The following is a 12,445-nucleotide window of genomic DNA, read 5'->3' on the forward strand; positions in this document are numbered from 1 at the left end:
CAAGGACAGGAACATGCCCGAGTTTCCGATCATCGACAGCCACGTCCATCTCTACGACGTGCAGCGCCTATCCTATGGCTGGCTCGCCAATGTTCCGAAGATCGACCGCAGCTTCGATCTCGACGATTTCGATGCAGCGCGCGGTCCGGTCCAGATCGAGAAGCTTGTCTTCGCCGAAGTTGCCGTCGATCCAGGCCTTCATATCGATGAGGTCGAATTCATCCAGCAGATGGCGGATGGAGACCCGCGCCTCGCGGGCTCGGTCGCGCATGCCCCGCTGGAGAAAGGTGCGCGCGTCGAGCAGGATCTTGAAAAGCTTGCCACCCTACCCTCCGTTCGCGGCATCCGCCGCCTGATCGAGACCGAGCGCAATCCCGCGTTCGTGCTGGAGCCAGCCTTCCTGGACGGGCTCCGCCTGCTGCCGAAGTTCGGCTTCACCTTCGATATCTGCGTCAAGCATTGGGCGTTGACCTATGGCATCGAACTGGCCCGGCGCTGCCCGCAAGTGAGCTTCGTGCTTGATCATATCGGCAAGCCAGACATCAAGAACGGCCTTCGCCAGCCCTGGTGGGACCAAATCGCAGAACTGGCCGCGCTGCCCAACGTCGTCTGCAAGATCTCGGGTGTCGTTACCGAAGCGGATCACCAGAGCTGGAAGGCCGACGACGTGAAGCCCTATGTGGAGCGTGCCATCGAGGTCTTCGGCTTCGACCGCGTGATGTATGGCAGCGACTGGACCGTTTCGGAACTGACGCACCGCTATCCCGACTGGGTCGCCATCCTCGACGACATCGTCTCGGGCGCCAGCGTCGACGAGCGACGCAAGCTCTATCGCGATACGGTGAGCCGGGTCTATCGTCTCGGCTGATCGAGCAGGAGAAGCGGGAAATGTCGGACCAGACCGAGATCGAGGCCGTCCGCGCGCTGCTTGTTGCCAAGGCTCGGCCGGTCGGATGGACCGAGCGGCGGCAGCGGATCAACGAGGTCGGCGCGGTCTGGCCGATCGCCGACGATATCCGGACCGAGCCAGCCGACATTGACGGTCTTGCCGCCGAATGGTCGATCGCGCCCGGCAGCGATCCGTCGCGCGTGCTTCTGTACTTCCACGGCGGCGGCTATTGCTCCGGCTCGATTGTCAGCCATCGCCGGCTCGTGACCGAGTCCGGCCGCGCCGCCGGCATCCGCACGCTGGCGATCGCGTACCGGCTGGCACCGGAGCATCCCTTCCCGGCTGCGTCGGAGGATGCGCGCACGGCATGGCAATTCCTGCTCGACCAGGGCATCGCCCCGGACCGGATCGCCATTGGCGGCGACAGCGCCGGCGGCGGCCTGACACTTGGGCTGCTGACGAGCCTGCGCGATGCGAAGGAACCGCTGCCGGCCTGCGGCTGGCTGCTCTCGCCCTGGACCGACCTGACGCTGTCGGGCGCAACGCTGGTGACGCGGGACGCGGTCGATCCGCTGATCCACACGGCCTATCTGCAAGAACTCGTCGACAGCTATCTGCCGCACGGCTTCGACCGGCGCGATCCGCGCGTCTCGCCGCTCTTCGCCGATCTCGCGGGACTATCGCCCCTTCTGGTTCAGGTCGGCGCCGACGAGACGCTGCTCGCCGATTCGACGCGTCTGGTCGAGGCGGCCGGCGCCGCCGAAGTTGCGGTGACGCTGGAGATCTGGCCGCATATGATCCACGCCTTCCCGATGTGGAATGCCCATCTTGATGCAGGTCGGCGAGCCTTGGTCTCATCGGGCTCGTTCATGCGCCGCCATCTGGGCAACCGGGCTCGCTCTCCTTGAATTGATTCAATCGGGCGCCGAAATCAGCAGCGGATCCATCGCGACCGATGTACAAGCCGTAACGTGATGGGTGGCCGACGACCTACGGCCGCGACAACCAGTCAGGCGTCTTTCTCCATGGCGCCGCAGCATCGCCAGGAATCCATGCCATTGGATTTTCCCGGATTCATCCGCGGCAAAGCGTGGGCGCGGCATCGTCGCCAAGCCTTGCCTGCCGTCGCAAACAAGGAAACCAAGCCATGCAATATCGTCGTTTGGGCCGTTCGGGCCTTCAGGTCAGTGAGCTTTCGCTCGGTTCCTGGGTGACCTTCGGCAAGCAGGTCGACCAGAACGATGCGATGACGATGATGAAGCGCGCCTATGACGCGGGCATCAATTTCTTCGACAATGCCGAGGGCTATGAGGCCGGCGTCTCCGAGGCCCTGATGGGCGAGGCGCTGGCAAAGCTCGGCTGGAGCCGCGACAGCTTCATCGTGTCGAGCAAGGTGTTCTGGGGCGGCTCGAAGCCGACACAGCGCGGCCTCAGCCGCAAGCACGTCACCGATGCCTGCCATGCCGCACTGAAGCGGCTGAAGGTCGATTACCTCGACCTGTTCTTCTGCCACCGCCCCGACATCGATACCCCGATCGAGGAAACCGTGCGGGCGATGCATGATCTCGTCGCGCAGGGCAAGGTGCTCTACTGGGGCACGTCGGAATGGTCGGCGCAGCAGATCACCGAGGCCTGGGGCGTCGCCCGCGCGCTCGGCCTGACGCTGCCGACCATGGAGCAGCCGCAATATAATCTCTTCGAGCGGCATAAGGTCGAAGGCGATTACCTGCCGCTCTATCCGCTGATGGGCCTTGGCACCACGATCTGGTCGCCGCTCGCTTCCGGCATCCTGACCGGCAAATATGCCAAGGGCATTCCGGAAGGCAGCCGCCTCGATCTGCCGGGCTATGAATGGCTGAAGGAGATCTGGCAGAGCGAAGACGGCCGCAAGAAGCTGGAAACCGTCGGCAAGATCGGCGCGCTCGCCGCCGAGATCGGCTTGCCGGTCCATCACCTCGCCCTGCTCTGGTGCCTCGCCAACCCGAATGTCTCGACGGTCATCCTCGGCGCCTCGCGCCTGTCGCAGCTGGAAGACAATCTCTCGGCCCTCGACGGCCGCGACAAGCTGACGGCTGATGTCATGGCGAAGATCGACGAGATTCTCGGCAACAAGCCGGCCGGCCCCAGCCGTTACTGAAACGGTTACACCGATGTCCGGGGCAGGCGATCCCTGCCCCGGACATCGGGTGAATACAGGACGCGCCGGTTTTTCGGGTCATGCAGCCGTCCCATCTTGCCGGTAGACGGTAGGCGACCGCAGAGGCACACTTCGCGCAGGCTGTTTGCTAGGCGGGGATGAACCATGGGATTCGGCTTGATCAGAATGAGCGCAACGGCGGCGTGGGTCGCGATGGGCCTCGCCGGTGGGATCGCCGTTCCGGCCCTCGCGGCAACGCCAAAGGACACGCTGGTCCAGGCCTGGCAGATCGACGACATCATCTCACTCGACCCGGCCGAACTGTTCGAGTTTTCGACCACCGAGATCGCCGGCAATACCTATGAACGGCTGATCGGCTACGACCTCGACGACGTCTCCAAGATGTTCGGCGTCGTCGCCGAGAGCTGGACCGTGTCGGATGACGGCAAGACCATAAGCTTCAAGATCCGCGAGGGGCGTAAATTCGCCTCCGGCAATCCGATCACAGCTGCCGATGTCGAGTTCTCGCTGCAGCGCGCCGTGCTGCTCGACAAATCGCCGGCCTTCATCATCAACCAGTTCGGCATCACCAAGGACAATGTGAAGGACGCCGTCAAGGCGACGGGCGACTATACGCTCGACTTCAAGATGGACCGTCCCTATGCGCCGAGCTTCGCGCTCTACGCCCTCACCTCCTCCGTCGCCTCCGTGGTCGACAAGAAGCTGGTGCTGGAACATGAAGCCGATGGCGATCTCGGCTATGGCTGGCTCAAGACCCACTATGCGGGATCGGGGCCGTTCTCGATCCGCGACTGGCGCGCCAACGAGGTGGTCGTCCTGGAGCGCAACCCGAATTATTCCGGCACCCCGGCCCCTCTCGCCCGCGTCATCTACCGCCATATCCCCGAAACCGCGACGCAGCGACTTCTGCTGGAAAAGGGCGATGTCGATATCGCTCGCAATCTCGGGCCGGAGCAAATCACGGCGATCTCATCCAATCCGGATATCAAGATCCAGACCGCCCCGAAGGGCACGCTCTACTATCTCGGGCTGAACCAGAAGAATCCGAACCTCGCCAAGCCCGAAGTCCGCGAGGCGCTGAAATATCTCGTCGACTACGGCGCCATCACCGACACGATCATGAAAGATCAGGCGAGCGTACATCAGGCCTTCCTGCCCAAGGGCTTCCTCGGCGCCGTGAACGACACGCCCTATTCCCTCGACGTCGACAAGGCCAAGGCGCTGCTCGCCAAGGCAGGACTGCCGGACGGCTTCAAGGTGACGATGGATGTCCGCTCGACGCAGCCGATCACAGGCGTCGCCGAGGCGATCCAGGCGACCTTCGCCAAGGCCGGCGTCAAGGTCGAAATCATCCCCGGCGACGGCAAGCAGACGCTGACGAAATATCGCTCCCGCGCGCATGACATCTATATCGGCGACTGGGGGTCGGACTATCAGGACCCGCACTCGAACGCCCAGACCTTCGCCTCCAATCCGGACAACAAGGACGACGCCTCGTCCAAGACGCTGGCCTGGCGCAATGCCTGGGCAACGCCAGTGCTGGGACCGGAGGTGGAGGCCGCCATCCTGGAGCGCGACCCGGCCAAGCGCGCCGCCATCTATGACAAGCTGCAGCGCGACGTGATGGCCGACGGACCGTTCCTCGTGATGTTCCAGAAGACGGAGGCCGCGGCGCTGCGATCCAACGTCAAGGGTTTCATCATGGGCCCCTCCTTCGACAATAATCTCGCGACCAGCACGAGCAAGGATTGAGCCTCGACCCCGGCCTGAGAGCCGCGCCGAGGCGGGAGCGGCGTGGCCGTGGCGCGCTTGGCCTGGCGGGCGGCATCGCCGGCTTCCTCTTGACGCTGGCGATCACGCTGTTCGGCCTCGTCGTCGTCACCTTCGTCATCGGCCGTGTCGTGCCAATCGATCCGGTTCTGGCCGTCGCGGGCGACCGCGCCTCGGGCGCCGTCTATGAGCGCGTGCGGGCCGAGATGGGCCTCGACAAGCCCCTGCCCGAACAGTTCCGCGTCTATGTCGTGAAGGCCGTGACCGGCGATTTCGGCCGTTCCGTCCTCACTACCAATCCGGTGATCGAGGACATAAAGCGCTATTTCCCCGCCACCATCGAACTCGCGACGCTCGGCACGCTGATCGGAACCCTGATCGGCGTCCCGCTCGGGGTCTTCGCGGCCGTGCGATCGGGCAGTCTTCTGGACCAGATCGTACGCATCGTCGGGCTCGTCGGCTATTCCGTGCCGATCTTCTGGCTCGGCCTGATGGCGCTGCTGCTGTTCTATGCCCGCCTCGACTGGGTAGCCGGGCCAGGGCGGCTCGACATCGCCTATGACTATCTGGTGACGCCCGTGACCGGCATGCTGCTGGTCGACAGCCTGATGCAGGGCCAGGTCGAGGTGTTCTGGAACGCCCTCTCCCACATCATCCTGCCGGCGATCCTGCTCGGCTATTTTTCGCTCGCCTATATCAGCCGGATGACGCGCGCCCTGGTGCTGAACGAACTGGCGCAGGAATATGTCGTCACCGCCCGGATCAAGGGCCTGTCGGAGGCGCGGGTCATCTGGCGGCATGCGCTCCGGAATGCCAGCGTCCCGCTCGTCACCGTCGTCGTGCTCTCCTATGCGACGCTGCTCGAAGGCTCGGTTCTGACCGAGACGGTCTTCGCCTGGCCGGGGATCGGCTCCTACATCACTAATTCGCTGCAGAACGCCGATCTGAACGCTGTGCTGGGCGGAACACTGGTCGTCGGCGCCGCCTTCGTGACGCTGAACCTTTTCTCCGACCTTCTCTATCACCTGCTCGATCCGAGGACGCGCTGATGAGCGGCGCTCCCGGATCGCTGCGTGCCTGGCTGACGACGGCGGAGCCGCAATCGCGGCGTCAGGCGCGGCTCGGCCACGCCTACCAGACCTACCGCCGCCTTTCCCGCAATCCGACCGCCATGGCCGGTCTCGTCATTGTCGGCCTGCTCGTCCTCGTCGCCGCCTTCGCGCCCCTGCTCGCCACGCATTCGCCGATCGAAAGCGGCGATCTCAGGACCCAGCGCCTCCTGCCACCGGGACCGGTCTTCTGGCTCGGTACCGACGATCAGGCGCGCGACATCTATTCGCGGATTCTGTACGGCTCGCGGCTGACACTGGCCGTCGTCGTGCTGGTCTCCGTGACCGCCACGCCGGTCGGCCTCCTCATCGGCACCGTGTCGGGCTATTTCGGCGGCTGGGTCGATCGCATCCTGATGCGGATCACCGACATCTTCCTCGCCTTCCCCCGCCTCGTCCTGGCGCTTGCCTTCGTCGCGGCACTGGGTCCGGGCATCGAGAACGCGATCATCGCCATAGCCATCACGGCATGGCCGCCCTATGCGCGCCTGGCCCGCGCCGAGACGCTGACGATCCGCAACAGCGACTTCATCCATGCCGTGCGCCTGCAGGGCGGCTCCTCGGCGCGCATCCTCCTGAAGCACATCGTGCCGCTCTGCCTCTCCTCGGTCACCGTCCGCGTCACGCTCGACATGGCCGGCATCATCCTGACCGCCGCCGGGCTTGGATTCCTCGGCCTCGGCGCCCAGCCGCCAGCGCCCGAATGGGGCACGATGATCGCGGCCGGCCGGCGTTTTCTCGTCGACCAATGGTGGGTCGCCGCCATGCCGGGCATCGCCATCTTCGTCGTCAGCCTCGGCTTCAACCTGCTCGGCGACGGGCTGCGCGATGCGCTCGACCCGAGGTCCGCCCGATGAGCCCGCCGCTGCTGGAAGTCGAGGATCTTCGGATCCGCTTTCCGCTCGCGGAGGGTACCGTCGAGGCGGTGCGCGGCATCTCGTTCACGCTCGGCCGCGAGCGGCTTGGCATCGTCGGCGAGAGCGGATCCGGCAAGTCGCAGACCGGCCGCGCCATTCTCGGCCTGACGGCAAAGCCGGGCGAAGTGACGGCGAAGCGCCTCGCCTTCGGCGGCATCGACCTGATGGCCGCGCCCCCGAAGCTGCGCCGCAGCCTGCGCGGTAGCCGCATGACCATGGTGATGCAGGACCCGCGCTATTCCCTCAACCCGGTCATGACGGTCGGCCGGCAGATCGTCGAAGCCTACCGGGCGCACAAGCGTATCTCCACGGCTGAGGCCCGAAGGGCCGCGCGCGACATGCTCGATGCGGTGAAGGTCAGCCAGCCGGACCGCGTCATGGCGCTCTATCCGCACGAGCTTTCCGGCGGCATGGGCCAGCGCGTCATGATCGCGATGATGCTGATCACCGGGCCGGAACTGCTGATCGCCGACGAGCCGACCTCGGCGCTCGACGTCACGGTGCGCGGCGAGGTGCTGCGCATTCTCGATCAGCTCGTCACCGAGCGCGGCATGGGCCTTATCCTGATCAGTCACGATCTCCAGCTCGTCGCCTCCTTCTGCGACCGCGTGCTCGTGATGTATGCCGGCCGGATCGTCGAGGAGCTTCAGGCCGGCGCGCTGGACAAGGCGCAGCATCCCTATACGCGAGGATTGATGGGCTGCCTGCCGAAGCTCTCCGGTGACCGGCATCCCCTGCCGGTGCTGGACCGCGACCCGAACTGGGCGCTCTGACCATGGCCGCGCCGATCCTCGAGGCCCGCGATCTCTCCGTCCGTTTCGGCGCCGGCCGGCTCGCTATCACGGCAGTGGAAGGCTTCTCCTTCGCGCTTCAGGCCGGCGAATCCCTCGGCCTCGTCGGCGAATCCGGCTCGGGCAAATCGACCGTGCTGCGCGCCATCACCGGCCTCGCCCCAATGACCGGCTCGCTGTCGCTGGACGGCCGGCCGGTCGCCGCGCCGCGCGATCTCGCCTTCTACAGCGCCGTGCAGATGGTGTTCCAGGATCCCTTCGCGTCGCTGCATCCCCGTCATACGGTCGACCAGATCCTCTCCGAGCCGCTGGCGATCCATCGGATATCCGATCCCGAACCGCGCATCCTCGCGGCCCTCGCCGAGGTGGGCCTCGGCCCATCCTATCGCTTCCGCTATCCACACCAGCTCTCGGGCGGCCAGCGCCAGCGCATCGCCATCGCCCGCGCACTGATCCTGCGGCCCCGCATCGTACTGCTCGACGAGCCGACCTCGGCGTTGGATGCCTCCGTGCAGGCCGAGATCCTCAATTTGCTGGAGCAGCTCCGTCGCGACCTTGGACTGTCCTACATTCTGGTCAGCCACGACCTCGCCGTCGTCGCGCATCTCTGCGAGCGGCTAATCGTCATGCGCGGCGGCCGTCTGGTCGAGACGACGACCGCAGCTGCCCTTCGCGACGGTTCGGTCGCGGCGGACTATACGCGGGCCATGCTGGCGGCGAGCAAGGGATTCACGCGGGCGCCGGCCGTCAGTCCCTGACCGCCTCGTCCGCCCCGGCCTCTCCCGCGATGGCCTCGACGTCGCGCGAGACGATCGCCCGCTCGCCGATCAGGCCGCGCGGGCGGATAATCAGGATCGCCGCCAGCGCGACACCGATCGCCACGATCTGCAGCGCCGCCGCACGGGCCTGGAAGGCCGGTGCGACGAAGGAGCCGACGGCGAGGCTCGAAAGGCTCCACAGCCCCCAGACGACGACGGCGCCGATGAGCGCGCCACGATTATTGCCGGAGCCGCCGACGATCAGCATCGCCCAGGCCTGAAAGGTCAGGATCGAGAGATAGTTGTCGGGCGCGATGAAGCCGATGAAATGCGCCTGCATCGCCCCGGCGAGACCCATGATCGCGCCGCCGAGCGCGAAGGCCTGAAGGCGGTAGAAATTGACGCTCTTGCCCAGCGAGGCAGCGGCGGCCTCATCCTCGCGGATCGCCCGCAGCACGCGCCCGAACGGGCTGCGCGTCAGCATTTCGAGCAGGAGAAACAGACCGAGCGTCACCGCGCCGGTGAGCGCGAGATTGGCGGCGTTGAAGGCAATGGGCGTTTCGGCCAGGCCGGAAAACGGTCGCGGGATGAAGGCGATGCCGAACGGTCCGCCGGTCAGGCCCGTCGCATTCAGCGCGATGACCTGGATCGTCACGGCGATGCCGAAAGTGGTCATGGCGAGATAATCGGCGCGGAGCCGCAGCGTCGCGAGGCCGATCAGCGCCGCCGCGCCGCCGGCGAGCAACATGGCGGCGAGCCAGCCGGCGAGGATCGGCCAATCGAAGCCGCCGATCCGATCCGCCGTCTCCGGGGTCGTCAGGATCGCCGACGTATAGGCGCCGATGGCGACGAAGCCGGCGACGCCGACATTGAAGAGACCCGTCTGGCCCCATTGCAGATTGAGGCCGAGGCAGATCACGCCGAAGATCAGCGCGTTGACGAGGAAGAAGGCGCCATAGCCGACGAGATCGATCATCCCTCGCGCACTCCGAACAGGCCGCGCGGGCGGATGAGCAGCACGGCGATCAGCAGCACGAAGGCGACGGCCGAACGGAATTCGGCGCCGACCCATTGCACGGCCGCCGCTTCGGCGATGCCGACGATCAGCCCGCCGAGGATCGCGCCCCAGACGCTGCCGATGCCGCCGAGAATGGCGGCGGCGAAGAGCGGCAGCAGCAGATCGAAGCCCATTTGCGGCCGGATCTGCACGGTGAGGCCGAGCATGATGCCGGAGACGCAGGCCAGCGCGCCGCCGATCAGCCAGGTGGCGCGGATGACGGCGGCAACGTCGATGCCGACGACGCGCGCCAGCGCCGGGTTCTCGCTCACCGCCCGCATCGAGCGGCCGATATGGGTCCGCGTCAAAAGGAGATGCATCGCGATCACCACGACGAGCGCGAGGCCCATCATCGCCATCTGGTCGGGCGTTACGCGGATGCCGAGGCCGAGCGGCACGGCGATCTGGATCGCGCGGCTGAAATAGGCCGGCTCCGAGGTGAACAGGAATTCGAGCAGCGCGCGCAGCGCCAGCGAGGCGCCGAAGCTCGCGATCACCATGACGATGCCATGGCCGGTGCGGCGCAGCGGCTTGAACAGGGCGGTATCGAGCAGGAGCGCCAGCAGACCGGTCAGCACCATGGCAGCGAGGCCGGCGACGATCAGCGGCCAGCCGAAGGAGAGCGGCATGAACCGGCCGGCCGGTGCGATCACCCCGGCGATCCCGCCGAAGATGGCGAGCGTCAGATAGGCGCCCCATGAGATGAAGTCGCCATGGGTGAAATTCGAAAAGCGCAGGATCGAATAGGTCAGCGTCAGCCCGACCGCGCCGAGCCCGATCAGTGCACCGGCGAAGAGCCCGTCGGCGAGGAATTGCAGGCTCATGGCGCCATCCCCCGCATCGGAGCATCCGCGCCGCCAAGGCCGAGATAATGCGCGGCGATATCCCGATCAGCGGCAAGCGCCGCCGCCGAGCCTTCGTGCCGGTTGCGGCCATCGGCGAGGATATAGGCGCGGTCGGCGATGGCGAGCGCGGCGCGGGCGTTCTGCTCGACCAGCAGGATGGTGACGCCGGTCTTGCGGATCTCGGAAAGCTTGGCGAACACCTCGCCGACCAGCTTCGGCGAGAGGCCCGCCGAGGGCTCGTCCAGCATCAGCACGGAGGGCTCGATCATCAGCGCGCGTGCCACGGCCAGCATCTGGCGCTGGCCGCCCGAAAGGCGCCCGGCCGCGAGGCGGCGCCGGTTGGCGAGATCGGGGAACAGTGCGAACATTGCCTCGATCCGGCTGGCTCTTTCCGCCGCCGGCGCGACATGACCTGCCAGTTGAAGATTCTCTTCGATCGTCATGGTCGCAAAGATGTTTTCCGTCTGCGGCACGAAGGCGAGCCCCAGCCGGACCATGAGATGGGCCGGCCGATGCGTGATCGCCTCGCCGTTCAGCGCGATGCGCCCGCGCGACACCGGGACGAGGCCGGCGATCGCCTTGATCAGCGTCGACTTGCCGGCGCCGTTCGGTCCGAGCACCACGACGATCTCGCCGCGGCCGACATGGATCGAGGCGCCCTTGACGATCGGCAGGCCCGGCTCGTATCCGGCCTCAATATCCTCGGCGACGAGAACGGGCGGCGCACTCATGCCGGCGCTCCGCCGAGATAGGCTTCGACCACGCGCGGGTCGCGCGCCATTTCGGACGGCGCGCCGCGCCCGAGCACCCGCCCCTCGGCCATGACGATGACCTCGCCGCAGAGGCGCCCGACGAGGTCCATATTGTGCTCGATGATCAGGAAGGTGACGCCATCCGCATTGATCGTCTCGATCCGCGCCATGATCGTCTCCAGCAGCGCCGGATTGACCCCGGCGGCCGGCTCGTCGAGCAGGATCAGCTTCGGCCTCGCCATCAGGACGCGCGCGAGTTCGAGCAGCTTGCGCTGACCGCCGGAAAGCGATTTCGCCGGCAGCCGTTCGACCTTGCCGAGATCGACGAAGGCGACGATGTCGCGGGCGCGCTCGATATTGGCCTTTTCGCGCCGCCGGACCGATCCGCGGGCGAAGAGGTTCGGCGCAATGCGCTCGCCCGCCTGGTCCTGCGCCGCGACGAGGACATTCTCGAGCACCGACATCTCGCCGAAGGGCTTCGGGATCTGGAAGGTGCGCGCGAGGCCCGCCGCGATCCGCCGGTGCGCCGGCTCATGCTCGACGGCGCGGCCGTCGATGCGCACGCTGCCCGAGGATGGCGTCAGCGTCCCGGCGATCAGGTTGAACGTCGTCGTCTTGCCGGCGCCGTTCGGCCCGATCAGCCCGACGATCGACCCGCGCGCGACGCTGAACGACACGTCGTCGACGGCGCGGAAACCGTCGAAGGACTTGGAAACCGATTGCACTTCGAGCATGCGTGGGCCAGACCAGAGGCGGGCGCGCCGGCTTCTGCCGCCGCCCGGGACGGTTTGTTCTACATGGCTTGACCCAAGTCTCAAGAGGGCGAGCGCCGCAGACACAGGGCGATCACATTTGAAATTCGTGGGGCATGCTCTTCTTCACCTCCCCCTGAGGGGGAGGTCGACGGCCGCAGGCCGGCGGGAGAGGGTTTAGGGAATTCTCCGGAGAGGCCGTAAACCCTCTCCCGGCCCTGCGGGCCGACCTCTCCCTCAGGGAGAGGTGAAGACATCAGGCTAACGGCTAGACGAGACGGCGATGACCGAGGCAGTCGACGATCATTTCGAGCTCTACGACCTACGGGTCGAGGTGGTGGCGCCGCCGGGCGCCAAGCTCTATTGCGGCGCCGTGGTCGGCGATCATTTCGAGCTTCGTGGCGAGATGCTGCATCTGCCGCCCGGACAGGGCATCTCGATCTATTCGCTCGCCTCGGTGCTGCCCCTTCTCGCGGCCAAGCAGCGCCCGACGCATCGCAACGACTGGATGACCAGCGACGCCGAGATCGCCTGCCCGGACCCGAACTGCCCCTCGCGCCTCAGAATCACCCGCCTCGGCAAGCGCCGCTTCTCCCACGCCGCGACGACAGCCGTTCCCCTGCCTGCATCCGAATAGAGCCCGCCCG

At 66.4% G+C, this 12,445-nt stretch carries 13 protein-coding genes; 9 read left to right on the plus strand and 4 right to left on the minus strand.

Annotated features, from left to right (window positions below):
* Positions 1-13 precede the first annotated feature (13 nt).
* The 8 genes from OSH05_RS16040 to OSH05_RS16075 all read left to right on the plus strand — a co-directional run bounded on the left by OSH05_RS16040 (position 14) and on the right by OSH05_RS16075 (position 8,392).
* Positions 14-868: an amidohydrolase family protein gene (locus OSH05_RS16040; protein ID WP_165801581.1), complete on the plus strand. Its 855-nt coding sequence runs from the start codon at positions 14-16 to the stop codon at positions 866-868.
* Between the two features lie 20 nt (positions 869-888).
* On the plus strand, positions 889-1,797 hold the full coding sequence (locus tag OSH05_RS16045) for an alpha/beta hydrolase (RefSeq protein ID WP_104219078.1): 909 nt from the start codon (positions 889-891) through the stop codon (positions 1,795-1,797).
* A gap of 239 nt (positions 1,798-2,036) precedes the next feature.
* Positions 2,037-3,026 (plus strand): potassium channel beta subunit family protein, encoded by a 990-nt coding sequence (locus OSH05_RS16050; RefSeq protein WP_104219079.1) that lies wholly within the window; start codon positions 2,037-2,039, stop codon positions 3,024-3,026.
* Between the two features lie 186 nt (positions 3,027-3,212).
* Positions 3,213-4,799, plus strand: coding sequence for an ABC transporter substrate-binding protein (locus OSH05_RS16055; protein ID WP_104219296.1), 1,587 nt, complete (start codon positions 3,213-3,215; stop codon positions 4,797-4,799).
* Positions 4,796-5,866: an ABC transporter permease gene (locus OSH05_RS16060; RefSeq protein WP_407660401.1), complete on the plus strand. Its 1,071-nt coding sequence runs from the start codon at positions 4,796-4,798 to the stop codon at positions 5,864-5,866. Before OSH05_RS16055 ends, OSH05_RS16060 begins: the two co-directional genes overlap by 4 nt.
* Positions 5,866-6,783, plus strand: a complete 918-nt coding sequence (locus OSH05_RS16065) for an ABC transporter permease (RefSeq protein WP_104219080.1) — start codon at positions 5,866-5,868, stop codon at positions 6,781-6,783. The genes OSH05_RS16060 and OSH05_RS16065 overlap by 1 nt, the downstream gene beginning before the upstream one ends.
* A complete protein-coding gene (locus OSH05_RS16070) occupies positions 6,780-7,616 on the plus strand; it encodes an ABC transporter ATP-binding protein (RefSeq protein ID WP_104219081.1) in 837 nt (278 codons plus the stop codon). The genes OSH05_RS16065 and OSH05_RS16070 overlap by 4 nt, the downstream gene beginning before the upstream one ends.
* 2 nt (positions 7,617-7,618) lie before the next feature.
* Entirely contained in the window at positions 7,619-8,392 is a 774-nt protein-coding gene (locus OSH05_RS16075; RefSeq protein ID WP_104219082.1) for an ABC transporter ATP-binding protein, read from the plus strand.
* Here the strand turns inward: OSH05_RS16075 and OSH05_RS16080 are convergent.
* From OSH05_RS16080 to OSH05_RS16095, 4 genes are read right to left on the minus strand one after another with little or no spacing between them, the layout of a single operon-like run.
* Positions 8,382-9,368 (minus strand): branched-chain amino acid ABC transporter permease, encoded by a 987-nt coding sequence (locus OSH05_RS16080; RefSeq protein WP_104219083.1) that lies wholly within the window; start codon positions 9,366-9,368, stop codon positions 8,382-8,384. The genes OSH05_RS16075 and OSH05_RS16080 overlap by 11 nt on opposite strands.
* Complete coding sequence (locus tag OSH05_RS16085; RefSeq protein WP_104219084.1) at positions 9,365-10,273, minus strand: branched-chain amino acid ABC transporter permease; 909 nt, start codon at positions 10,271-10,273, stop codon at positions 9,365-9,367. Before OSH05_RS16085 ends, OSH05_RS16080 begins: the two co-directional genes overlap by 4 nt.
* Positions 10,270-11,025 carry an ABC transporter ATP-binding protein gene (locus tag OSH05_RS16090; protein ID WP_104219085.1) on the minus strand — a complete coding sequence of 252 codons (756 nt, stop codon included), beginning with the start codon at positions 11,023-11,025 and terminating at the stop codon, positions 10,270-10,272. The genes OSH05_RS16085 and OSH05_RS16090 overlap by 4 nt, the downstream gene beginning before the upstream one ends.
* Positions 11,022-11,780: an ABC transporter ATP-binding protein gene (locus tag OSH05_RS16095; protein WP_104219086.1), complete on the minus strand. Its 759-nt coding sequence runs from the start codon at positions 11,778-11,780 to the stop codon at positions 11,022-11,024. Before OSH05_RS16095 ends, OSH05_RS16090 begins: the two co-directional genes overlap by 4 nt.
* 301 nt (positions 11,781-12,081) lie before the next feature.
* On the opposite strand from OSH05_RS16095, the gene OSH05_RS16100 reads away from it, so the two are divergent.
* Positions 12,082-12,435: a TIGR04076 family protein gene (locus tag OSH05_RS16100; protein WP_104219087.1), complete on the plus strand. Its 354-nt coding sequence runs from the start codon at positions 12,082-12,084 to the stop codon at positions 12,433-12,435.
* Positions 12,436-12,445 lie beyond the last annotated feature (10 nt).

The organism is Kaistia algarum, from assembly GCF_026343945.1.
GTDB lineage: Bacteria > Pseudomonadota > Alphaproteobacteria > Rhizobiales > Kaistiaceae > Kaistia > Kaistia algarum.

What these genes read in the sequence shown, in the direction of transcription:
- OSH05_RS16065 (WP_104219080.1), top strand. Translation starts at nt 5,866, where the DNA reads ATGAGCGGCGCTCCCGGATCGCTGCGTGCCTGGCTGACGACGGCGGAG.
- OSH05_RS16085 (WP_104219084.1), bottom strand. Translation starts at nt 10,273, where the DNA reads ATGAGCCTGCAATTCCTCGCCGACGGGCTCTTCGCCGGTGCACTGATC.
- OSH05_RS16040 (WP_165801581.1), top strand. Translation starts at nt 14, where the DNA reads ATGCCCGAGTTTCCGATCATCGACAGCCACGTCCATCTCTACGACGTG.
- OSH05_RS16050 (WP_104219079.1), top strand. Translation starts at nt 2,037, where the DNA reads ATGCAATATCGTCGTTTGGGCCGTTCGGGCCTTCAGGTCAGTGAGCTT.
- OSH05_RS16055 (WP_104219296.1), top strand. Translation starts at nt 3,213, where the DNA reads ATGAGCGCAACGGCGGCGTGGGTCGCGATGGGCCTCGCCGGTGGGATC.
- OSH05_RS16075 (WP_104219082.1), top strand. Translation starts at nt 7,619, where the DNA reads ATGGCCGCGCCGATCCTCGAGGCCCGCGATCTCTCCGTCCGTTTCGGC.
- OSH05_RS16070 (WP_104219081.1), top strand. Translation starts at nt 6,780, where the DNA reads ATGAGCCCGCCGCTGCTGGAAGTCGAGGATCTTCGGATCCGCTTTCCG.
- OSH05_RS16080 (WP_104219083.1), bottom strand. Translation starts at nt 9,368, where the DNA reads ATGATCGATCTCGTCGGCTATGGCGCCTTCTTCCTCGTCAACGCGCTG.
- OSH05_RS16090 (WP_104219085.1), bottom strand. Translation starts at nt 11,025, where the DNA reads ATGAGTGCGCCGCCCGTTCTCGTCGCCGAGGATATTGAGGCCGGATAC.
- OSH05_RS16100 (WP_104219087.1), top strand. Translation starts at nt 12,082, where the DNA reads ATGACCGAGGCAGTCGACGATCATTTCGAGCTCTACGACCTACGGGTC.
- OSH05_RS16095 (WP_104219086.1), bottom strand. Translation starts at nt 11,780, where the DNA reads ATGCTCGAAGTGCAATCGGTTTCCAAGTCCTTCGACGGTTTCCGCGCC.
- OSH05_RS16045 (WP_104219078.1), top strand. Translation starts at nt 889, where the DNA reads ATGTCGGACCAGACCGAGATCGAGGCCGTCCGCGCGCTGCTTGTTGCC.